Source organism: Acidocella sp. (assembly GCF_050253495.1).
In the GTDB taxonomy this organism is placed as follows: Bacteria; Pseudomonadota; Alphaproteobacteria; order Acetobacterales; family Acetobacteraceae; genus Acidocella.
Window position 1 is genome coordinate 1 of sequence record NZ_JBFWIX010000016.1, and the last position, 20,856, is coordinate 20,856.

The 20,856-nt window shown below is 56.8% G+C and carries 19 protein-coding genes; 14 read left to right on the forward strand and 5 right to left on the reverse strand.

From position 1 onward, the window contains the following. Nucleotides 1–138: 138 nt before the first annotated feature. From AB7D48_RS12265 to AB7D48_RS12290, 6 genes are all read left to right on the forward strand, one after another. The gene (locus AB7D48_RS12265) at nt 139–471 is read left to right on the forward strand and encodes a glutamine amidotransferase (RefSeq protein ID WP_427979627.1); all 333 of its coding nucleotides are present in this window, start codon (nt 139–141) and stop codon (nt 469–471) included. Nucleotides 472–546: 75 nt separating this feature from the next. After that, the gene (locus tag AB7D48_RS12270; RefSeq protein WP_427979496.1) at nt 547–1,494 is read left to right on the forward strand and encodes a ribokinase; all 948 of its coding nucleotides are present in this window, start codon (nt 547–549) and stop codon (nt 1,492–1,494) included. 109 nt (nt 1,495–1,603) lie between these two features. Beyond that, nucleotides 1,604–2,593 carry a ribose-phosphate diphosphokinase gene (locus AB7D48_RS12275; protein WP_427979498.1) on the forward strand — a complete coding sequence of 330 codons (990 nt, stop codon included), beginning with the start codon at nt 1,604–1,606 and terminating at the stop codon, nt 2,591–2,593. A gap of 23 nt (nt 2,594–2,616) precedes the next feature. Then, a complete protein-coding gene (locus tag AB7D48_RS12280) occupies nt 2,617–2,862 on the forward strand; it encodes a tautomerase family protein (RefSeq protein ID WP_427979500.1) in 246 nt (81 codons plus the stop codon). 110 nt (nt 2,863–2,972) lie between these two features. Beyond that, nucleotides 2,973–4,340, forward strand: a complete 1,368-nt coding sequence (locus AB7D48_RS12285; RefSeq protein ID WP_427979502.1) for an ammonium transporter — start codon at nt 2,973–2,975, stop codon at nt 4,338–4,340. 275 nt (nt 4,341–4,615) lie between these two features. Beyond that, the gene (locus tag AB7D48_RS12290; protein WP_427979504.1) at nt 4,616–5,509 is read left to right on the forward strand and encodes an alpha/beta hydrolase; all 894 of its coding nucleotides are present in this window, start codon (nt 4,616–4,618) and stop codon (nt 5,507–5,509) included. A gap of 78 nt (nt 5,510–5,587) precedes the next feature. Here AB7D48_RS12290 and AB7D48_RS12295 read toward each other — a convergent pair whose 3' ends face one another. The 4 genes from AB7D48_RS12295 to AB7D48_RS12310 are packed head-to-tail and all read right to left on the reverse strand — an operon-like array spanning nt 5,588 to nt 11,238. Beyond that, nucleotides 5,588–6,991 (reverse strand): amidase family protein, encoded by a 1,404-nt coding sequence (locus AB7D48_RS12295; protein WP_427979506.1) that lies wholly within the window; start codon nt 6,989–6,991, stop codon nt 5,588–5,590. 12 nt (nt 6,992–7,003) lie between these two features. Next, on the reverse strand, nt 7,004–8,593 hold the full coding sequence (locus AB7D48_RS12300) for a gamma-glutamyltransferase family protein (protein WP_427979508.1): 1,590 nt from the start codon (nt 8,591–8,593) through the stop codon (nt 7,004–7,006). Nucleotides 8,594–8,601: 8 nt separating this feature from the next. Further along, nucleotides 8,602–9,780 (reverse strand): M20 aminoacylase family protein, encoded by a 1,179-nt coding sequence (locus tag AB7D48_RS12305; protein ID WP_427979510.1) that lies wholly within the window; start codon nt 9,778–9,780, stop codon nt 8,602–8,604. A gap of 15 nt (nt 9,781–9,795) precedes the next feature. Further along, nucleotides 9,796–11,238, reverse strand: coding sequence for an amidase (locus tag AB7D48_RS12310; RefSeq protein ID WP_427979513.1), 1,443 nt, complete (start codon nt 11,236–11,238; stop codon nt 9,796–9,798). Between the two features lie 383 nt (nt 11,239–11,621). Here AB7D48_RS12310 and AB7D48_RS12315 point away from each other — a divergent pair, with 383 nt between their 5' ends. The 3 genes from AB7D48_RS12315 to AB7D48_RS12325 all read left to right on the forward strand — a co-directional run bounded on the left by AB7D48_RS12315 (nt 11,622) and on the right by AB7D48_RS12325 (nt 14,279). After that, nucleotides 11,622–12,545, forward strand: a complete 924-nt coding sequence (locus tag AB7D48_RS12315) for a 2-hydroxyacid dehydrogenase (RefSeq protein ID WP_427979515.1) — start codon at nt 11,622–11,624, stop codon at nt 12,543–12,545. A 123-nt stretch (nt 12,546–12,668) separates the two neighbouring features. After that, the gene (locus AB7D48_RS12320) at nt 12,669–12,866 is read left to right on the forward strand and encodes a DUF3311 domain-containing protein (RefSeq protein ID WP_427979517.1); all 198 of its coding nucleotides are present in this window, start codon (nt 12,669–12,671) and stop codon (nt 12,864–12,866) included. A 12-nt stretch (nt 12,867–12,878) separates the two neighbouring features. Then, a complete protein-coding gene (locus tag AB7D48_RS12325; protein ID WP_427979520.1) occupies nt 12,879–14,279 on the forward strand; it encodes a sodium:solute symporter family protein in 1,401 nt (466 codons plus the stop codon). A 51-nt stretch (nt 14,280–14,330) separates the two neighbouring features. Here the strand turns inward: AB7D48_RS12325 and AB7D48_RS12330 are convergent, their stop codons facing one another. Next, a complete protein-coding gene (locus AB7D48_RS12330; RefSeq protein WP_427979523.1) occupies nt 14,331–14,798 on the reverse strand; it encodes a MarR family winged helix-turn-helix transcriptional regulator in 468 nt (155 codons plus the stop codon). A 363-nt stretch (nt 14,799–15,161) separates the two neighbouring features. Between AB7D48_RS12330 and AB7D48_RS12335 the strand changes: the two genes are divergently transcribed. From AB7D48_RS12335 to AB7D48_RS12355, 5 genes are all read left to right on the forward strand, one after another. Further along, nucleotides 15,162–15,995 carry an ABC transporter substrate-binding protein gene (locus AB7D48_RS12335; protein ID WP_427979525.1) on the forward strand — a complete coding sequence of 278 codons (834 nt, stop codon included), beginning with the start codon at nt 15,162–15,164 and terminating at the stop codon, nt 15,993–15,995. A gap of 14 nt (nt 15,996–16,009) precedes the next feature. Next, on the forward strand, nt 16,010–16,762 hold the full coding sequence (locus AB7D48_RS12340; protein WP_427979527.1) for an amino acid ABC transporter permease: 753 nt from the start codon (nt 16,010–16,012) through the stop codon (nt 16,760–16,762). A 2-nt stretch (nt 16,763–16,764) separates the two neighbouring features. Further along, nucleotides 16,765–17,541 carry an amino acid ABC transporter ATP-binding protein gene (locus AB7D48_RS12345; protein WP_427979529.1) on the forward strand — a complete coding sequence of 259 codons (777 nt, stop codon included), beginning with the start codon at nt 16,765–16,767 and terminating at the stop codon, nt 17,539–17,541. 57 nt (nt 17,542–17,598) lie between these two features. Further along, a complete protein-coding gene (locus tag AB7D48_RS12350) occupies nt 17,599–19,188 on the forward strand; it encodes a gamma-glutamyltransferase family protein (RefSeq protein ID WP_427979531.1) in 1,590 nt (529 codons plus the stop codon). A gap of 108 nt (nt 19,189–19,296) precedes the next feature. Continuing rightward, complete coding sequence (locus AB7D48_RS12355) at nt 19,297–20,757, forward strand: sensor domain-containing diguanylate cyclase (protein WP_427979533.1); 1,461 nt, start codon at nt 19,297–19,299, stop codon at nt 20,755–20,757. Nucleotides 20,758–20,856 lie beyond the last annotated feature (99 nt).

Here is a 20,856-nt window from a genome sequence, read left to right on the forward strand (position 1 = left end):
CGCGTCGTTGCCTTATGCGGTTACGCTGGTCGGTGTGCTGGGCGGTGCGCTGGCATTTGGCGCGTTGGGAATATTCCTGGGACCGGTATTGCTGGCACTAGGTATTGCCATGGCCGAGGAATATGCCATGATGACCGCATCGAGAGCTCGCAAGGAGTTACAGTCGAGGTATGCAAACCAGAGCACCCTGCTCTTGGCGGTACACCGGCGGACTGGCCTCAGCTTCTCGGCTATAACAAACTCATCTCGAAACAAAATGCCACGGTCGTGGCGCGGACTGGGGAAGACCCAATGCTTGTCGTCGGCGAGTATGGCCAAGGGCGGACCGCCGCGTTTGCGTCCGATCTGGCTCCGCACTGGGCCCCGCAGGCGTTCCTCGACTGGCCCCACTATGCTGGCTTATGGGCTGCCATCCTCTCATGGACGGCGCAGGCACAGCAGGAGCTGGTCGAGCAGGCATCAAGCATCTGAGCCAAGCGACATGATGCCATCCCCTCAAACAAGCAAGAGAGCGAGAGCATTGAGATGCCGTTCAGCGGATCAAGCATGACCGGGCGGTTGCTTGTGGTCGGTGCCGTGAATGTTGACATGGTGGTGATGGCGCAGAGGCTGCCAGGACCAGGCGAGACCGTTGTCGGGAAAGACCTGCAACGTCACGGCGGCGGCAAGGGCGCGAACTCGGCTGTTGCCGCGGTGCGTTCGGGAGCCGAGGTCCGGTATGTTGGCGCCGTGGGAGACGATGAGTTCGGTAGAACCGCACTGGCCGAATTGCGTGCCGAGGGCATCGATATCGCCGATGTGACAATCAAGGAAGACGTGGCCACGGGGGCCGCCCTCATCGTCGTGGACAGCACTGGCGAAAACCAGATCGCCGTTGCCGCCGGTGCAAACGCCGCCATCACGGCCAAGGATGTCGGCACCGCGCTGGCGAGAGCGGACGGTTGGCCTGGATGTGTGCTCGTCAGCACCGAGATCTCGACCGAAGCGGTCATCAGCGTGGTCGAGGGGGCTTTCGAGAGAGGCTGGCCATGCGTGCTGAATCCAGCTCCAGCTATTTCCTGTATCCGACAGCTTCTCGATCTTTCGCCTATTCTGACGCCGAACCAAGGTGAACTGCACGACATATACCATCTGCTCGGCGGTACGGGGGGGGCAACGGTGGAAAGCGCGGCGGCCATGCTGGCTGTTCGCACCGGGGCGCCAGTGGTTGTTACGCTGGGTGCCGACGGCGTGCTCGTCTGTGATGCTCATGGAGTCAGCACAAGAATCCCAGCAAGGCCGACTTATTGCGTTACAGATACTACGGGGGCTGGCGATACATTCAACGGCGTGTTCACCGCCTGCCTCGCCGCTGGACAGGATATACTCAGCGCGGCCCGTCGCGGCGTGACGGCCGCTGCCTTGTCGGTCGAGACGGCGGGAGCGCGCACGAGTATGCCACGCGCTTCGGCGATCGACGCGGCACTCGCAACCGCTGATCATGTTAGCCCATGATCCGGACCAATCATCCTCAATACTCCAGAAAGGCCGCTACGTCATGAATCATAGTCCGCAGGGGAACGGAGCATTGCATACGCGCCAAGGTGACGCTGCTAAAGGAGCCGTGAGGGCATTGCTGCAACCAGGTTCGAAGCAACTCATGGTATTCTCTGGACGCTCCAACTCGCCGTTGGCGGATGCCATTGCGGATCGTCTCGAACTCGAACTCGGAAAAGTCACGCTTAAGACGTTTTCCAATGGAGAAGTCTATGGCAGGTTTGATGAGTCGATCCGTGGTGCGGATGTCTTTATTGTCCAACCAATGTGCGCGAATCCTAAAACCGGCGTTAATGCCAATGATTCGCTTCTCGAACTTCTCGTGATGGCCGACGCCGCTGTTGGTGCGAGCGCGCATCGGGTGATCGCTGTAACGCCGTGGTATGGATATTCACGTCAGGACAAAAAATCAGCTCCACGTGAGCCCATCTCCGCGCGTGTCGTCGCGCGAGCGCTTGAGGCGACGGGCGTCGACCGTGTGCTGACGATGGATCTGCATGCCGGCCAGCTTCAAGGCTTTTTCGGCATTCCAGTGGACCACATGACGGCTCTCGGCATTTTGGGCGACTATTTTAGCGGCTTCGACGATGACCTGGTGGTTGTCGCTCCGGATGCCGGGCGTGTTAAGCTCAACAAGCAGTTTGCGACTCAGATAGGCGCCAGGCTCGCGATTCTCGATAAGGAACGGCCACAGCAGCAGGTTGCCGAGATCAATACCGTTATTGGTGACGTGCATGGGAAGACCGCGATTGTGATTGACGACATGATCGACACGGCAGGAACATTATGCGCCGCGGGTGAGACGCTCATGAGAGCTGGAGCGCGTCGGGTACTGGCCGCGGCGACCCATGGCGTCTTCAGCGGGCCTGCATTTGAGCGTCTCGCGGCATCTCCGTTCGAGCAGGTTGTTGTTACGGATACCATCCCGTTGCGAGACGGCGCTCCGGACAAGATTAAAGTTCTCTCTTGCGCCACGCTGCTAGCGGAATCAATCAGCAGAATCTTCACTGATGACTCCGTGAGTGCGGTCTTCGGCGGCAAAAACCACACATTCTAGTCAAGACAGAAGGAAAGATTACCATGCCTCATATCGAAGCTTCGTTTTTTGCTCATCGGTTCGATGACGATACGTTTAGCGCGCGGATGATCGAGGCGCTGACCGAAGCGGTTTGCTCGGTTATCGGTGAAGAGGCGGGAAGAGATGCAACGGTTGTCCTCCATGGTATCGACCCATCCCGTTGGGGATATCGTGGCAAGCCGCTGGCAGGAAGAGTGCTCCTCCACAAGGCGGGGCTAGCGGATACCACGACCGACACAAGTGATTAAAAAGCAAGATAACTGATTCAGACTTCAAAAATTATAACCAGGCGACCAATCATGTCATTGATAAGGTCATCGGCGACACGGCTCAACCCTAACAGTTAAAGGAGCTATAAATGGCAAGCGAAGCCAAGATATTTATGGATCAGGTTGCGCTTTCTGGCTATCTGGAAGCCGTTTTCTACATTCTCGCGACGCTGGGAGTCATGATTGCCATCGCCGGAATCATCCTTATCGACGTGAGTCTCGTGAAGAAAGAAAATATCGTCGATACCGCTGTGCAAAAGATCTTGTGCGTGTTCATCGGAGGCGCATCATTCATGGTGGTCGGCTATGCAATCTGGAATTGGCAATATGACCAAGCATTCGCTGTTCCAAATAGTTTAGGACAAGCGATTTCAGATTGGTCAATCTTCGGAACGGCGCTAACGCATTTTTCACAAAATCTCGATCCCGCGGCTTATCCAACCGCAGATACATTTCAGATATTCAGCATATTCTTTTTTTGTTTCGCCGGTTTGGCGGCGGTTCTCTTGCACGGTGCCGGCCTCGAACGGATCAAGCCGCGCGCGGCCTATGCCACCGTTATCATCATGGCCGGTATTGTTCTGCCGGTTGCTGAATATCTAACCTATGGCTCGGCAAGTTTCCTTACGAATATGGGCTTGCATGATTATGTTGGCGCTTATTGCGTTTATATGGTGGTTGGCGTGTGGGCTGTTGTTCTGGCCTGGCGCCTTGGTCCGAGATTAGTTATTCCCAGCGGCCCAAACGATTTTACGATGCTTTCGGTCGGGGTTTTGCTGTTGCTCATTGGCATTCCGCTCTTTGTGGTCGGGTGTGGTTTTCTTGTGCCAGGGCAGGGGTTTTTTGGACCCTCAATGTCCACTTCTGGTCTTGGTATCGTTTTTACCAATGTGTTCTTGGCATTCAGCGGCGGTGCGGTTGCTGGTGGCTTGATTTCCTATCGTACACGCAAGCCAGCCTATATTCTGCTTGGCCCGGTCGCGGGTTATGTTGCATGCACGGCATTGTTCGATATCGCTTTGCCATGGCAAGCTTTTATCATTGCGTTGTTTGGCCCCGTGATCTTGTACGCTGGCGAGGCGGTTTTGAGGCGCTTTAAGATCGACGATGCGAAAGTTGCACCGCTTGCTCTCGGGCCTTCAGTGTTCAGCGCAATCGTTGCCGGGATAATCGGACGGGGGATACCTCAGGGTGGTTATTTTGGTCTCAAGGATGGAAGCTTTGCATTTCAGCATGCTCATATCTCACTGGAAATGCAGCTTCTGGGGATAGCCGTGATTGTAGGTGGCACTGCAATCATAGCTTTCATCGTGACGGTGCTGATTGAGAAGACGATCGGGTTGCGTCTAGCGGAAGGAGAAGAAAAATTAGGACTTGATGCTTCTTTCTGGACCAAGCCAGCCATGCCACAAATGACCGACATGCCTTTTGTGCCTGAGCCAGTTTCAGACAATTAAGACTCGGAAACATCCAGGGTTCGAAAGCGGTGGAGTGACGGCTCCGCCGCTTTTTGGATGGCTTGTGATATGATGACGGCGTTGTTGAAACTATAGCCTTATATCATAAAGCTATTTGCGTGGATGGTGACTATGGTAGTCATGATTCGATCGGCCGCTATGTGCGGCAACGAGTTACATTAGCGATATCGACCAAGAACTGTGTCCCTTTCTTCCAGAGGTCAGAGCAATCGCCACAAGACGCTGTGCCTTCAATTGTTTCTAAGGATGTCCGCATGCCCCTTTATCGTGACTTTAACAGTCAGGAAGAATTGGATTGGGAGTATTGTCCGGAGGCGAGGCTCGATGATCCGAAGGCCTTCGACAAGATTATCGAAAGTCGGAAGATATTGGCGGAAGAGGCCAGGAAGGAATTAACGCATCGGCAGACCGATATATATTACGGCCCTACGTTACTTGAAAAGATGGATTTCTATCCGGCGGTGGCAGGTGGCCCGGTCATGATTTTTATCCATGGTGGCTACTGGTTCGATACGCGCCTCAAGAAGGAAAACTACATATGGATTGCCAAGGGGCTCAATCGAGCCGGTGTCAATGTGTTTATTATCGACTACCAAGTTTGCCCAATGGTGACGGTTGATGAAATCACCCGTCAATGTCGTGCGGCGGTGGCCTATGTGTATCGTAATGCCGGACATTTCGATGTCGACCGGGAAAGGCTTCATGTCACGGGTAATTCAGCTGGTGGCCATCTAGCCGCGATGATGGCAATTACTGATTGGACCGGTGAATACGGACTTCCCGCAGATATTATTAAAAGCGGTTATCCGATCAGTGGTCTTTACGATCTTGAGCCGTTCCAGTGGAGCTGGCTGCAACCGAAGATCCAGTTTAATGGCCAGCAGATTCGCCGCAATAGTCCGATGTTCATGGTGCGTGAAAAATTGCCGCCAATGCTGATTAGTTGGGGAGCGGAGGAAAGCGGGGAGTTCTGGCGCCAGTCGGAGGAGTTTGGGGTAGCCTGGGGTGCCAAGGGGAACGATGTGTTCTTGTATCCCCAACCTGGATGCAACCATTCTTCCGCCATCGACGGTTTCGCCGATGCGGGGAGTGAACTCTGCAGAATGGTTATACACCATATGAAAAAATCGTGGGCTTCAGTGGCTTGAAGAAAATTGCGTATCGCCCACGAAGTGACACGGTCCGTTGCCGGACCGCAGACGAGGTTGTGCGAGATCTTGGCTGGATTAACGCATGGCGATGCTGACCGGGGCTTGGCGGGCCTCGATTGCCTCCGCGGCGGCAAGGATGACGTCTTCCCGGTATTGCCCACCGACGAGTTGGACGCCAATAGGCGTGCCCGTGGCGTCTAGCCCCGTATTCAGGGCCAGGCTTGGCAAACCCGTCACGGGCAGGCCGATCATCGTCATCTGTGCCGTCCATACGCGCGCATAATCTTCCGGGCTTCGCAGATCGAGATCGTCGGCGAAGGGAAGTTCAGCGCTGGGTGGCAACAGCACCACGGAATAGCGCTGCATGAACATGCTCCAGGCGCGGGCGATACCAAGCCGGCGCGACAGCGCGGCCGAGAAATCAGCTAGGCCGACTGAAAGTGCCAGTTCCTTCTGGCCTGCCAATGCCGCGATGGCGCCGGGGTCGCCTTCTTTTTGCGCGGCGGCGACAAGACCGGCATAATCGTCGCCAAACCAAAGCGTGAGTTGCACGCCAACCGCCTCTTGAATAGGAGGTAGGGTATCGCATTCTTCCACCAGCCAGCCCGCATCGCGCAGTTTTTCCGCCGCCTCCAGTAGGGCTTGCTGCAATTGCGCGCATGTGTCCAAACCATCGGGCCGTAGGCAGAGCGCGGCACGCCGTGGCGCGGGTGGTCCCACAAGAGGGGCGGGCACCCACCAGGGGTCACGCGCATCAGGCCGGGCCATGGCCTCCAGTGCCAAGCGCAAATCATCGACCGTGCGTGCCAGCGGGCCTGAAACCGCCATGACCTGTCCGCCAATGCCACGATCTTTCCCCGAGGCGTTATAGGCGGCGACGCGCCCGAGTGAGGGCCGCAGGCCATGCACGCCGCAAGCATAGGCGGGGTAACGTATGGAGCCGGCAATATCCGTGCCGTGACCAATGGCCCCGATGCCGGCCGCCACCGCGGCACCCGCGCCGCCAGATGAGCCGCCGGGTGTGAGATCACGCCGGCGTGGATTACGGGTATGGCCGTGCAGCAGGTTGTTGGTGAACCAGCGATAGCTGAAGGCCGGCGTATTTGTCCGCCCGATGGGCACGGCTCCCGCGGTGAGGAAACCATCCACCACGGGGCTGTTGGTCTTGGCGATCAGATCCTTTTGCGCCCGAATGCCGTTGGTGGTGGCATAACCCTGCTGATCGACCGTGACCTTGATCGTCACCGGCACGCCCGCAAGCGGACCGGGGTCGTGCCCTTCCGTCAACGCCCGGTCGATACCGGCCGCGATTTGCAGCGCTTCGTCCGGACGGTATTCCACAACGGCGTTGAGGGCGGGATTCACCGCCTGTAGCCGCGACAGCGCGGCATGCGTTACCTCCGTGGCCGAGACGGCGCGGGCGCGGACCAGCGCGGCGATCCGGCTGGCGGGGAGACTCCAAAGTTCTTCTTTGGTCATATATCGTTCCTCTCAGGGCAACAGGTCTTCGCCTTCCTCGACGGCATCGGCCCAGGAATGCCAGGGCTCGGTCATGCCTTCATTGATGCCATCCCTGCGGCGCACCGCGCCCAGCGTGGTAAAGCTGTTGGGATGTTCCTGCCGCTCACTCAGCACCAGCGGAAAATGCCGGGCGAGTTGGGCAAGGGTTTCGGCGTCTAGCCGGGCATCCGCCACCAGCGTGGGCGGGGCCGAAAGATCGTAACGCGGTGCTGAAATGGCTTGTTCGAGATCCTGTTTCCCCTCCGCGACATGGATCAGCGCCTGATAGATGGCGGGCAGAATCTTGCGGCCGCCGGAACCGCCGATCGCGATGACATCCTCTCCCGGTCCGGTCATCATCATCGGCGCGTAATTCGCCAGGGCTTTCCGCGCGGGGGCAATGGCATTGATTCGCCCGGGGCGTGGGTCGAACCAGTTCATGCCATTGTTCAGAAGGATGCCGGTACGGGGCGACACCACGCCCGAACCGAACAAGGACAGCAAGGTTTGCGTTTGCGTCACCGCCATGCCGTCCCGGTCGATGACCGAAATATGCGTGGTGCAGCTTGGCAGGGTGCGTTCCGCCCCGTCGCCCAAATGGGAAAAACGGTGTTCCCAGGCCTTGGCCATGGCCTGGGCGCTGGCCAGCACGGCCTGTGCTCCGGTGGCGGGGGGAAAGGCGTTGAGCAGCCGCAATGCCATCGCCACCGTTATCCCGCCATTGAGGTCCGGTACCAGATGCACCGTGTGGCCGCGGAACGCTTCGCGCGTCGCCTCAGCTTCAATGGCGGTGAACCCCGCCAGATCCTCCGTGCCGAGATAACCGCCCAGTTCCCGCACATCCTCGGCCAGCGCTTGAGCAAGGCCGCCGGTATAAAGCGCACCTGGGCCCTCCGCGGCGATTTGACGCAGCGTTGCCGCCAGCGCCTTGTTGGGTAGGCGTAAAACCCGGCCGGTAACAGCGGCGGGCGCGGCGGGAGGCAGACCGCCCGGCAGAAACCAAGCGGCGCAGGCGGTGTTGCGGCGCAAGCGCGCCATGTCCTGAGCAATCCAGAGCGTGGTGGCGGCATCTACCACGGGGCCTTTTTCCGCCAATGCCACGGCGGGCTCCACCAGGGCTGCCCAAGGCAGCCGGCCAAAGCGGCCATGCGCGGCTTCCAGCCCACGCAGCAGGCCTGGAACGCAGATGGATTTCGCGCCGATGACATTGCGGTCCTCCAACACATTCGGCCAGCCGAACAGATCGGCGTCCTTCCCTTCCGTCAGCGGAAAATCAGCTGGGTCGAGCTTGGCGGGAGAACGCGCCCCGGCATCGAAGGAGGTGACGCTTCCTCCCGCCGGGCGAACCAGTAGCGCACCCACGCCGCCAATGCCGCTCATCCATGGTTCCAGCACACCGACCGCGAATGAGGTGGCAATGGCGGCATCGACGGCGGAGCCGCCGGCCCGCAGTATTTCCGCGCCGATATGAGCAGCCTGGCGGTTTTGCGCGGTGACGATGCCGCCCTTGCCGCGCCGCGCGGGTTTAGACAGCCGTAGGCTCCGCGAGAGATTGGGGGACCTGATGTCGGTAATCTGCATCTCTGCTCTCATGTGGGAAGGGAGGTGGCGCTGGCCGAGCCGCGTGTCTCGACAAGCCGTGCCAGCAAGCTGGCACCGATCGGCAGGATGCGGTCGTCCAGAACATAGCCAGGATTGTGCAGTGGCACCTGGCCACCATGGCTCAAGGTGAAATAAGCGCCGGGAACCAGCCTGAGCATATCGGCCATATCCTCGGATTCCATTTGTGGAAGGCTTTTTTCCATGGCGGCATTCTCGCCGACGATGTCCGCCGCCACTTCTAGGCATTTCGCGGCCAGGGGCACGTCGTTTTCCAGCACGTCGAAAACGTTCCAGATTTTCGCTTCGATCTCGCACCCATGAGCGAGGGCAAACCCGGCGCAAATCTGGCGGATGCGCGTGGCGATCGTGGTGCCGGTCTCCTTGCTGAAATAACGCACGGTGCCGCCAAGCAGGGCGGTTTCAGGAATGACGTTATAAGCGAGGCCGGCATTGAATTTAGTGACGGAGAGCACGGCCGGAGCGAGCGGCGCGATATTACGGGAGACGATTCCTTGCAATTCCTTCACCAGCCCTGAACCAATGACGATGGGGTCTTGGCTGAAATGCGGATTGGCGCCATGGCTGCCCCGGCCCTTGATGGTGATGTCGAAAAAATCCGCTCCGGCCATCGCGGGGCCAGGTTTCACGCCGACATGTCCCAGCCTGCCGTCAGGCTCGTTATGCAGTCCGTAAAGCTCATCGCAAGGAAAGCTCTGGAACAGCCCATCTCGGATCATGGCTCGCGCGCCACCGAGCCCTTCTTCCGCCGGTTGGAAAATGAAAACGGCCCGCCCTGCGAAGTCGCGCGTTTCCGCCAGATAACGGGCCGCGCCAAGCAGCATGACGATGTGCCCGTCATGGCCGCATCCGTGAAACATGCCGGGTGTTTTCGAGGCCCAAGGCAGATTTGTCATTTCCTGCATGGGCAAAGCATCCATATCGGCACGCAGGCCAATCGTAAGGCCGGGGCGGTTGCCTTCGAGCAGCCCGACAATACCCGTTCCGCCAATCCCCTTGGTCACCTGGATGCCATGTTTTTCCAGTTCCTCCGCGACGATGCACGAAGTTCTGTGCTCTTGGAAACCAATTTCGGGATAAGCGTGAAGATCATGGCGCAAGGCGGTCAATTCATTGGAATAGCCGGCTATACGATCAATGACGGGCATTGGCGCTCCTTCTGGTCATGGGGTTGATGAACCAGCGCATGGCGCATGGCGTGTCCAGCCTGTTGCCTCATCATAAGCCATGGCGAGTTGCAGAAGCTCAAGCTCTCCGCGTGGCTTGCCGATCAGTTGCATGCCCATGGGCCGGCCTTGTTCGTCGAACCCGACAGGCACGCTCAGGGCTGGCAATCCACCCAGCGTGGCGGGCGTTACCACTTCCATCCAACGATGATAGCTGTCCATTGCCACGCCATTGATGGTGTGCGGCCAATGTGTTTGCGCCGGGAAGGGAAAAACCTGCGCGGCGGGTAGAACCAGATAGTCATAATGCTCGAACAGGTTCAGGGCATGGCGGAACCAAGCGGTGCGCTCATCGATAAAATGCGCGACATCCAATGCCGAGAGACGCAGCCCCTGTTCGGCTTCCCATTGGGCCTCCGGCTTCAGCACGTCCCGCTGATGTGGATTGCGCATCACCGTATCCAGCTTATGGGCGATGCCCCAGGCGCGTAGACCTGACCAGCTCCGCCAGATGCGCTCCTGCGCGAAGCCCAATTCGGTTTCCTCTATCTTCGCGCCCAGCGTCGCGAGGGTTGCCAGAGCGGCCTCGCATAAAGCGAGAATACCAGGTTCGACCTGCAACTGGCCCGCAAGATCGCCAAGCCAGCCAATGCGCCGGCCGGAGATATTGGCGCGCAACTGGTTGCTGAAGGTGAGGCCGCCTTCAGGCCATGAGACTGGAACCGCTTTGTCGGCTCCGGCCTGCACTGAAAGTAGCAAGGCAAGATCGGGGATGTTGCGCGCCATCGGGCCCAATGTGGAAAGGCTGAGTGTGAAGGCGTCGCCGCTGAGGCTTGGAATCAGCCCTGGCGTGGGGCGGAAGCCAAATATATTATTGAAGGCAGCCGGGTTGCGCAAAGAGCCGCCATGGTCGCTGCCATCCGCCAAGGCCAGCATGCGGGTGGCTAGAGCGACGGCGGCTCCCCCGCTGCTGCCGCCAGCCGTTAACGCATGACAATAAGCATTTCGGGTCGGACCAAAGATCTCGTTATAGGTTTGTGAGCCAAATCCAAATTCAGGAACATTGGTTTTGCCGATGATGAGAGCGCCTGCCGCACGCAGGCGCGCGACCATAAGGCTGTCGGATTCAGGAATATGGTCTTTATATAAAAGTGAACCATATGTGGTGCGCAACCCGGCGGTTTCTTCCAGATCCTTGACGGCGAAGGGCAGCCCATGCAGAGGCCCGCATGGTTGTCCGGCCGCCAGTTCCTCATCCGCCCGCCGTGCCATGGCGAGAGCCCGATCTTCCGGCAACAAGGTGATGATGGCGTTGACTAGCGGATTGACCTTATTGATGCGTGCATAGGTCAGCCGCATTAGATCTACGGCGGAAAATGTTTTCGCGCGGATAGCTAGGAGCAGATCCCGTGCCGATGAATTCAACAAATCTCGTGTCAAGACAACATATCCAATTCAGGTGACACGAAGCTATTATGAATGACGGTTTTTAATCAACCCAAGGGTGGGGGAGGAAGGGTTGCTTCAAGAAGGCAGGATTTGCCTAGTAATTGCGCCGGCTTGTTTCGAGTTGGCCGGTTTGGAATGTGGAGTGGACTTACAAAACCAAGAGCATTCATGTTGGTATGGATTATGCTTAAGGTTGTATCGCGGGCCATCCGCCATGATTGGTGGCCTCAGATCCATGAGTTTGATTGATCTTTGTGTTTTTTTCGGGGTGGGTATGAGAAATTCACAAGTAACTGGTTTGCATATGGGTAGTGCACGCCGGAATGCGGTATTTTCATGTGTTTGCCAATGACGACGTTTCTTGAGTCCAGTTTATGAGTTTTCTGTTCAAGTACGGCACGGAGGAGGGGCAGATATGGGCGCGGGCTTTTGCCGAGGCTCTGCCGGGTATCTCCTTCAAATTGTGGCCCGATATAGGCAAGCCAGAGGAAGTCCGGTTTCTGTTGTTTTATGAACCTATCGAGGATTTGTCGATTTTTCCAAATCTCGAAATTCTTTTCACGATGAGTGCCGGTGTTGAGCAGGCGTTGCGTTTGTCCTTGCCGGCGCATCTTAAACTCGTCCGTATGGTTGAACCTGGCCTGACCGCCAGCATGGTCGAGTATGTGGTGGGATCCGTGCTGGCCCTGCATCGAGAGTTTCCGAAATATCTGACAAGACAGACTAAAAAAATCTGGCAAGACGACCCCGTGCCACGTGCTGGAGAACGTCGCGTGAGCGTTATGGGCGCGGGCGTGTTGGGGGTTGCTTGCCTTGAAGCGTTGAAGCCGTTTGGGTTTCCCTTGTCGGTATGGAGCCGTTCGCGCAAGAATATCGAAAATGTGGATTGCCATGCGGGCATGGAGGAATTGTGGAGGTTTCTGGCGCGGACGGACATATTGATCTGCCTATTGCCGTTAACATCCTCAACCCGAAATATTTTGAATGCCAGAACTTTCGGCGGGTTGCCCCGTGGAGCAAGCCTGATCAATGCCGGTCGAGGTGGGCACCTGGTCGAAAGCGATCTTTTGGCGGCATTGGAAACGGGGCAGTTGGACCATGCCATTCTGGATGTATGTGCAGAGGAACCCTTGCCAGGGACATCATTGCTCTGGGACCATCCGCAAGTCTGGATTACGCCGCATATTGCCAGCAATACGCAGGCTGGAACAGGAGCTGATGCGGTGATTCAAAACATCAAGAATTATTTGAATAATCTGCCGCTCACAGGTTTGGTAAACCGGGAGCAAGGCTATTGAAGCCTCGATGTGCCCATGGGAAGATTGTATTTCGATCTCAGGCTGATCCGATGAATGGACAAGCTTGTGCGAATAAATTCATGGGTCTTTCCGGCATAAAGTATTTTTAAAAGGAACCAGGGGATGTTGAAATTTTTTATAGGAATTGGAATTCCGTTCATTGCCGTGGCGGGACTGCTGCCGTTTGTTAATTCAGTGCAATGGACATTCATGAATGTTCCGTTCGCATATTTATGGATCTTTCTGTGGTTTATCCTCACGACGGTTTGCCTGTTCATATGCTGGTTCTGTTTCGACCGTCACTCCACCGAAACGCATTGAAGGGAAATCGTCGTGGCGACATTCGTATTTCTGCTGATCATCGCAGCCTCCCTAGTCGTCGCTTTGCGTGCGAAGACGGGGCATAATACACAAGAGCTGGGCGAGTATCTGGTTGCATCCCGGCATTTTGGCAGTGGCTTGTTTTTCTTTCTTGCCGTTGGGGAAATTTACAGCCTCGGTACCATGTTGGGTTTTCCAGGCGGTATCTATTCCAAGGGCATTACCTATGGCGTTTGGTTCATGGGGTATATTCTGTTGGCTTATCCGGTCGGGTATTTTTTGAATCCTTGGATTTGGCGGGCTGGCAATATTTATAACGCCATGACACTGCCAGACTTGTTCAAGGGCCATTTCAATAACCGTGCTCTTGAGTTGACCGTGACAATCACCGCGGTGCTGTTCATGATCCCTTGGGGACAGCTACAATTCACGGGACTTATCATTGCCTTGCACGCGCTTGGTTGGCATTTGAATCCGGTTGTACTTTCCGTTCTTGCCGCATGCTTGGCTTTTGCTTATATCGCCTCTTCAGGCATTCGCGCTCCTGCGATGGTTTCCATCATCAAGGATATTCTGCTGGTGGCAGCACTGGTGGTGACTGGCGTGGCGGCGATGTCAAGCGTGGGTGTAAGCCATATTTTCTCAGCGGCGAACAGCCACTTTACCAACAAGATGACGGATAAGGAACTGCATTTCTCCATCACGACGATTATTTTTCAGGCGCTTGGATTCTATATGTTTCCATTCAATATTCCTACTGTATTCACGGCCAAAAGCCCAAATACCATTCGCCGTAGTCAGATTATCATGCCGTTATACATGCTGATGTTCCCGTTTCTTGTGGTTTCAGCTTATTACGCGTTGGGGCAGAATATTAAACTGCCTTCCGCCAACCAGGCTTTCATGGCGGCGGCGATAGGGCTTTTGCCCCATTGGTTGCTGGGCATGGTCGCGGCTGGTGCCGCCTTGTCTGGCTTGGTCGTGCTCTCTGGCATTTGTCTGTCCATTGGACCGCTCATCACACGCAATATGATCGGCCATCTTCCGGAATCGACTCAGCGGCGTGGCGCTCAGATCGTGATTTTGTGTTATCTGGCTTTCTCCATCGCGTTTACCCTGTTTACCCCTTCACTGATGGTAACACTCATCAATACCGCTTACTTTGGTATAACGCAGTTTTTTCCAGGTATCATGGCCTTGCTCTTTCTCAAGAAAACCAGTCCTTGGGCGGTTATGGCAGGGATCATTTGTGGGGATATCCTGGCGGTTTCAATGTATCTCATGCATGTGAATATTGGCGGGCTGAATATCGGTTTCATCTGTCTGCTTATCAATATTGCGATTGTCCTGATAGGAACGGCTTTGTTTCCAAAGAACGATATTGAGTCCGTGGCGAGGAAAATGGTGGCCTAGAAGAAGGTTTGGGTATGGAAAACGGAAGCCGACAAACTATGCGGTTGTATTTTAGCCAAGTCGCAACGGTGCACGCCCATATTCATTGCCAGAATCAACAAGGCATTTAAGTGCCGCCATGAAAGCGTGCCGTTCCGCCGGCGCCAGAGCGGCGATGGTACGCTGGTGGGCGCGGGTCACGGCATTGTCCATTTGCGCGACGGTATGTTGTCCGACGACCGTCAGGTGAACGCATTTCAAGCGGTGGTTTTCCTTTGAGCGTGTGCGGCGGAGTAATTTTCGTTTTTCGAGCCGGGCAACGACATTCGCCAGCGTGGTTCTGTCCACGCCGACTTCGTGGGCAAGAGTGGTTTGGTCTAACCCTGGGTATATTGCTGCCACGCTCATGATGCTGAATTGCACGGGGGTGATATCGAAAGCCGCGCATTCCTCAGCAAATAGCGCCTGGTGGATCTGGTGCAGGCGGCGGACCAGAAAACCCGGGCGTTCGGTCAAGGGAGATGTTTCTGGCTTGTTCATGATGGAAGGCTAAACAATCATGTCGGGAAAGACCAGGGCGCAATAAGTGTGCTGATTGAGAAGAGGGCTTATAGACGCTCTGGCCTTTGGCGGCTCGTGGATTGGCGGTGCGGCATCAAGGGGTTTGTGGGTTGATAAAGCAAGTTATGGCGTGGGCTGTGTGATTAAATCATCATCAACATGCACATTTATTCGTCTTGGTGGGCGTGAATGGGTTCTCTGGATGATTTGTATGCTGATTTTGTCCGCAAAATGCCGTTGCTAAATAATGGTATACAATTTACGCCTTTGGTCGGGGTGATGAGTCTGCGTGGCAAGAGGCTGCGCGGCTCATCCGTATAACCAGCATGTGAGTGGATGCAGATGAAGATTTTTCCTAAAATCCAGAAACAGGCTTTGTCGATGGCGGTGGGAGCAGCCCTTGCCTTACCGGGCGTGGCTGTGGCGGCACTACCGGCTTCGATTATGTCCACCAAGACCATTACTTATTGTAGTTCCCTCACTCAACCACCGATGGAGTTCGTGAACGCTCAGCAAAAACCAGAAGGCGCGGATATCGAGCTTGGCGATTTATTGGCCCAACGCCTGGGATTGAAGACAAAATGGGTGAATATTCCCTTCGCGGGGCTGATTCCCGCCTTGCAGGCCGGGGAGTGCGACGCGATCATTTCCCAGCTCTTTATCAAGCCCGCGCGCCTGCAGGTGATCGATGAGTTGCCCTATATGTATTCGCAGGAAATCATTCTCTTTAAGAAGGGCTCGCCCACGGTGGATACGCTGTCCGGGCTTTCGGGTAAGAAAGTGGCGAGTGTTACAGGCACCACGGCAACGGTGCTGCTGCAAGCGGAGAATGAGAAGCTGAAGCAGGCGGGCGCCCCCCTGATCAAGATCGTCGACTTCCCATCCAATACGGCTGCCTTGCAGCAGTTGCAGTTCGGTCAGGTGGCGGCCTATGGCGTCTCATATGAGATCGGACTTTATTATAATCAGACCGCGCCTGGAGAGTTTCAAATTGGAGGCAAACCCTACTTCAAAATCCTCACGGGCATAGGCATTCGCAAGAGCGATTCGGGGCTGCGCGACGCATTGCAAGCCACGCTGGCCGATACGATGAAGGATGGTAGCTATGCCGCCATTTTCAAGAAATGGAACCTTGCCACGGATATGTTGCCGGCGCCGATGAAGGCGCAACCCTGAAACGGATTTGAATCGTGCATTTTGATTGGCCCTATTTCTGGAGCCAACTGATCACACCGAGCAATGCGTTTCTGGTTGGTCTGGGGCTCACGGTCGCAATGGCGGTCTCGGCGGAGATTATCGGTGTCGCGCTTGGGCTTGCCGCCGCCGAGATGCGTCTTTCACGCTATCGTCTGCTGAAGGCGGTCGCTGCTTTTTATGTGTGGGTGATACGGGGCACGCCGTTGTTGGTGCAAATCGTGTTCATCTACACAGGCCTCGCGGCGGCGGGGATCATGCGTTTTCAGGATGTGACCATTGCCGGGTTGACCATCCCGGGTAATCTTCAGGCTGGGATTCTGGCCCTTGCCCTGCATGAGGGCGCCTATATGGCGGAGATTTTTCGCGCTGGGATTTTGGCCGTGGATATCGGTCAGTTTGAAGCCGCGAAGTCGTTAGGCATGCCGCCTTGGATGATGATGCGTCGCGTGATTTTGCCGCAGGCCTTGCGGGTGGTGCTGCTGCCGATCGGTAACCAGTTTAATATTCTACTCAAGAATACCACCCTGGTCAGTGTTATCGGTGTATCGGAAATGCTGTTGGTGACGGAGACGATCAACTCCGCGACCTTTCGCACTTTTGAACTTTACGCGGTCCTTGGCATTTATTTCCTCATTCTCACCAGTGCCTGGACTGTATTCATGAATTGGGCGGAGAAACGTCTGGCGCTTGGCAGCAAGGTGATTGTGCGCGGTGTGCGGGTTTCCGGACAAGAGGCGGAGTCCTGACCATGGCGAAGTCCGATGGCATATTGGTTGAAATGCAGAATGTCGATAAATATTTTGGCGCCAATAAAATCCTCGATAATGTGAATTTCAACGTGCGGCGAGGGGAGGTCGTGGTTCTGATCGGCCCTTCGGGGTCGGGTAAAACCACGCTGCTGCGTTGTATCAATCATCTCGAAAAGATCGAGCACGGGCGCATCGTGGTGAATGGCAAGATGATTGGCTACCGCGAGATTGGCGGGCGGCTGGTCGAGGACAGGGAGCGCAACATCGCCGTGCAACGCCGTGATGTGGGCATGGTGTTTCAGCGCTTCAATTTGTTTGCCAACATGGATGTGTTGCGCAATATTACCATTTCCCCGCGCTTGGTGAGCGGTGTGCCGGAGGCCGAGGCGTTGGCGCAGGCCCGGGCACTGCTTAAGCGTGTTGGGCTGGCGGATAAGGAAAACGCTTTTCCCACGGAACTTTCCGGTGGGCAGCAGCAGCGTGTGGCTATTGCCAGGGCTCTGGCGATGAATCCGGCGATCTTGTTGTTCGATGAACCGACCTCCGCGCTTGATCCGCAAATGGTACACGAGGTTTTGGCGGTGATGCGCGAGATCGCGCGGTCGGGCATGACGATGGTGGTGGTGACGCATGAGATGGGGTTTGCCCGGCAGGTGGCCGACCGCGTGGTGGTCATGGCTGCCGGGAAAATCATAGAGGAAGGAGCACCGGAACAGATATTCACCGCGCCGCGCCACGAATTGACCCGGGCATTGTTGTCAGCCGTCCTGCATTGAAGGCGGGGTGGTTTGTGCGTACAAAACAGCGAATATAAATTCAGGAAACACGGATTCATGCGGGACTTCCACACAGCCGGGCGTGGCCCGGCTTTTGCCACTAACGCCATGGCGGCGACTTCCATGCCGGAGGCGACGCTCACCGCCATCGAGGTGATGAAGGCCGGTGGCAATGCGCTTGATGCCGCCATTGCCGCCGCCGCGGTGCTGGCGGTGGTGGAGCCGCAGTCCACCGGTGTCGGCGGGGATTTGTTTTGCCTCTATTCCCCTGCTGGCAGCGGCAAGGTGATCGCGTTGAACGGTTCCGGTCGCACGCCGGCGGGCTTGTCGCTCGATGCCCTGGCAGCCAAGGGCGTGTCTTCCTATGAAGCCAGCTCCGTCCATGCCATCACCGTGCCGGGAGGTGTCTGCGCTTGGGAAACGCTGGCCAAAACCCATGGCCGCAAAGGGCTTGATGAGTTGCTTGCGCCCGCCATTCGCTTTGCCGAAGGAGGCTATGTCGTGACGCCGCGTGTGGCGGCGGACTGGGCGGAAGCGCCGGTCGTAGCCAAGCTGAAGAAGAATGGCGCTGGAATTTTCTTGCCTGGTGGATCTACGCCGGCTCCCGGTACTGTCATGCGCAACCCGGATCTTGCCGCCACTCTGCGGGCCATCGCCAAGGAGGGCGCGAAAGCTTTCTATACCGGCCCCATCGCGGCGAGGATCGTGAAGGATCTGCAAGCGCGCGGCGGGTTTCATACCGAGGAAGACTTTGCAGCCGGGCTGTCCTTGGCCGAGTTCGTCACCCCCATCTCACGTTCCTTCGCCGGGCACGAGATATGGGAGTGCCCGCCTAACGGCTCGGGTATCATCGCACTGATGCTGATGGGCATCATGGATGGGTTTGCCCCCAGTGCCGATCCTCTGGACCCGTTGCGTCTGCATCGCCATGTGGAGGCGGCACGCCTCGTTTATCGTGATCGCGATGCCTTCCTGGGTGATCCGGCTTTTTCCGAGGTGCCGGTGGCGCATCTGCTGAGCGATGATTACATCTCCGGCTTGCGGGGGTTGATTTCCGATGAGCGGGCGTTGGAGACACTTCCCGCCGCTGGCAGTCTGCACAAGGACACGGTTTATATCGCTGTGGTCGATGCCGAAGGCAATTGCTGCAGTTTCATCAATTCCATCTTCCAGAGCTTCGGCTCGGGCATTGTCGCGGGCGATACCGGGGTGGTCATGCATAATCGTGGTTTCAGCTTCAGCATGCGCCGTGGCCACCCCAATGAGGTGGCTCCCAACAAACGCCCCATGCATACCATTATTCCCGCCATGGCATTTAAAAATAATCAACCGCAGATTGTGTTTGGCGTGATGGGCGGGCAATACCAGCCCATGGGCCAGAGCTGGGTGGTGGCCAATATGCTGAATTATGGCATGGATCCGCAAGCGGCCCTGGACCTGCCGCGTATTTTCCCCTTCGCGGGGCGCGTGGAGGTCGAGCGGGGGATTTCCGCGTCTGCCCGCGCGAAGCTGGAGGCGAAGGGCCACAGGCTGGCGGAGATTGACTTGCCGCATGGCGGCGGTCAAGTGATCAGGCTTGATCATGAGCGTGGCATTCTCATTGGCGGCTCGGACCCGCGCAAGGACGGCTGTGCCCTGGGGTATTGAACCCAGATGACATGGTAATGAGTTGGCCAAGTTGATTTTCTTATATTCTCCCTGGTCCTCGCCAAGACGTGTTTTGACCGCAGGGGCGTAATCTGGGATTGGTGAGCCATGGTTGTCTCGCTTTCCGATCCTGACGATAGCCTCTTCGAGCGGATGCCCGTGGCGTTGTGGGAAGAAGATTTTAGTGCGTTGAAGGCACTATTCGATGGCTGGCGCGCGGTGGGGGTCCAGGATCTCAAGCTTCATCTCCAGACTAACCCAGACGATGTGCGACGTTGCGCGCATTCCATCAAGATCAAGCGGGTGAATCAGCGAGCCCTGGACATGCTGGGTGCTGCCAGCGAGGAGGAGTTGAAAGCGCATCTTTCCGTTATTATCCGTGACGATGCGCTGCTGCCTTATACTCGTGAATTACTGCAGATTTGGGATGGGCAGACGAATTTCACCACAACGACGATGAATTATCGCCTCGATGGCACCAGGATCGACATAAGGGTCAATGGCAGTATCCAGCCCGATGAACAGGATAGCTGGTCCCGCGTGATTGTCGCCATCGAGGATGTCTCGGCCCAGGAGGATGCGCGCCGTGCCTTGCTTGCCAGCGAGGCCGAGGCGCGCGCATTATTCAACGACTCACCGGTATCCATCTGGTTGGAGGATTTCAGCTTGATCAAGGCGCGGCTGGACGAGCTGCGCGGCCGGGGGATTGTGGATTTCCGGACCTTTATCGATGTGCATCCTGATTTTGTCGAGATGTGCATGCGCGATATTCATGTGCTGGATGTCAACCAGCATACGCTTGCCTTGTTCGGCGCGCCGGACAAAGCTTCGCTGCTCAAACGGATCGGAGAGGTTTTCCGCGACGAAATGCGCGGGTTTTTCGCCGGTCAGCTCGCCGCCTTGTGGGAAGGCCGGTTGCATCATGAGCGCGAGGTGGTGAATTACCGTCTTGATGGCGAATTATTGAACTTGATTCTCCAATTCTCGGTCATGCCGGGACGGGAGCGCGACTGGTCCAAGGTTCTGATTTCGCTGACGGATATCACCGCCCGCAAGAAGGCGGAGGCCTATCTCGAATATCTAGGCAAGCATGACGTGCTCACGGGGCTCTATAACCGCTCTTATTATATGGACGAACTCAACCGGCTGGAGCGCCGAGGGCCGTTTCCCGTCGCGGTCATTCTATTCGATCTGAACGGCATGAAGCTGGTGAACGATGAATACGGACATGGCGCGGGCGATGCGATGCTGCGCCGGGTCGGGGAGATTTTGGAGCAGGTGGTCGAAGAACCGGATTGCGCCGCCCGAATCGGCGGGGATGAGTTCGTGATTCTCTTGCCGGGTAAGAGCAGCGCGGATACGAAGGCCGTTCTTTCGGATTTGGCGCGCGTGACAGCCTTGAACAACCAGTTCCACTCCCATGCCACGCCGATCGTTTTTTCGGTCGGCACGGCGACGTGCACGGTGGGAGAAAAGATGGAGACCGCGATCCAGCGAGCGGATCTCGCCATGTATGAGAATAAGCGGGCTTTTTATCTGACCTCGCCGGATTTCGACCGCCGCAGCTAACTCTGAGGCCAGCTTGTCGGTGCTATATGACATATGGCGGTTCAGGGGGGGGCTTGGTATGCTGGCCACCCGGCCGAGTCACCGCGCCCCGTGCCGGCG